The following is a 1617-nucleotide window of genomic DNA, read 5'->3' as shown; positions in this document are numbered from 1 at the left end:
GCGGCCGACGATCACGCGCTTCAGCGGATCCCAGTCGTTCCACGAGTTGACTATCTTCGCCATGACAGTCTCCTTTCTCCGGCAGCGCTTCCGGCGCCGCCTCTTGGTGGCACACTACATGATGCAGCTTTTCTGGGAGAACGTGCCGCAGCCCGAAGCCCGCTGTGGCAAATCCTTCCAGACTTGCCGATGGGCTAGTTATATCATCTTTTTTGATCATCTGCAATACGAAATCACAGAGGTAACCAATCGTAATGAACAAGTTAATTGTTCAAATGCTCAAAAATTTGCACACGCACTTATTCATTTTATTGTGAGGCTGCAAGCCCGATATTGGATAATCTCTGTAATTGATTCTGTTCCTTTGCATAGCTGTGAAACAAAGCGAGAACTCATGCACGCCGAATGTCGCGCAGTGGTGTGCCGCCGGACATGCGAGATGCACAACGAACTCAACCCGCTTCTTGCAACTAATATTTTCGCCGTCCGGCCCCGAATCGCGCTTATTGTCGGCCGAGCACCGCAACCAAAGGGGTATCCACGAGAAACCTTCTCGCCCGAGACGACCCAACACGAGGAGGCGCGAGAAGAAGGGAGCAAAGCCCCCCCCCCCGAGAGGCCGACTCGCCCGCAGCGATCAACTAGCACGAGGAGGCTTGACGGGGGGCGAACCATGCATCGGAGAGAACGAACAACCAAGGGGCAACGACCATGGGAGGGGGGCAGGCAGAAAAAAGAGCGCGTGCAGACACTGCCGCAGGCGCAGGGATAGCTTTCGCGATCGGGCCGCATAGAAACCGCGTCTCCAGGATTCCGCTCTCCCAACCCACGGAAAGGACGCGTCAACTTTGCCCGTCAAGCGCGACGAATGCTCAGACCGGCCTCTTTGGCGCACCATGCATCTCCAGATGCCCTCTTGCGAGCACGAAACGGAGGGATTTTTGCAAGATTCTTCGTTTTTGCGAAAACATGAGAAAGCGAGGTTACGTGCTACCTGGGGCTTCTTTTCTTCGATGCCGGCACGATGCAAAAGACGGCCCATGCTGGCTCCCAAAAGCGAAAAAACATGCACAGGAAGCAAGTCGAGGAGCGCGCGAGGAGAAGAGAATGACGGGAGGGGGGGGGTGCGGCTGGCACGAAGGCGCGGAAAGCCGCGGTCGCAAGCGCCGCGATCAAAAAAGGGACATGGAGCGCGAAGCCGTGGTCGCAAGCGCCCAGCACGCGAAACGTAGTCGCAAGGTCAGAGACGAAGCACGCAGCGATACCGCGATGAGAGGCCTCGGAGCGCTCTTGAAGAACCGGGCGACAGGATGGAGCCATGATCGGCGGAAGTCGAAAGCCGAGGCCGATGGAAACGGAACCGATACACAGGACCGCAACCGGAGCGAAGCACCAAAGCAGCGCATCGCAGCGGTGGCCGAGATGCCACCCGAGCCAAAACGGAGCGAAAACGAAAGAACGCGATGGCAAGGCAAAAACGCAAAATGATACACACTCAGATTAAAAAGACCTGGCGAGACCGCAAAAGAAGCGGCATATGCCTATAAGCGTAAAATGGCAAAAGCGGCAAAGGAGCCAAAAAAAAAGGGGGGGGGGGGCGGGCTTGGAGCCATGGCG

At 56.6% G+C, this 1617-nt stretch carries 2 protein-coding genes; one reads left to right on the top strand and one right to left on the bottom strand.

Annotated features, from left to right (window positions below):
• Positions 1–262, bottom strand: a 262-nt coding sequence (locus B5F40_RS16490; RefSeq protein WP_204217466.1) for a hypothetical protein, incomplete at its 3' end; no start/stop codon positions are given.
• A gap of 923 nt (positions 263–1185) precedes the next feature.
• On the opposite strand from B5F40_RS16490, the gene B5F40_RS15695 reads away from it, so the two are divergent.
• Positions 1186–1488, top strand: a complete 303-nt coding sequence (locus tag B5F40_RS15695; protein ID WP_140396542.1) for a hypothetical protein — start codon at positions 1186–1188, stop codon at positions 1486–1488.
• Positions 1489–1617 lie beyond the last annotated feature (129 nt).

The organism is Gordonibacter sp. An230, from assembly GCF_002159915.1.
GTDB lineage: Bacteria > Actinomycetota > Coriobacteriia > Coriobacteriales > Eggerthellaceae > Rubneribacter.
This window is presented reverse-complemented; position numbering and strand designations above follow the sequence as displayed.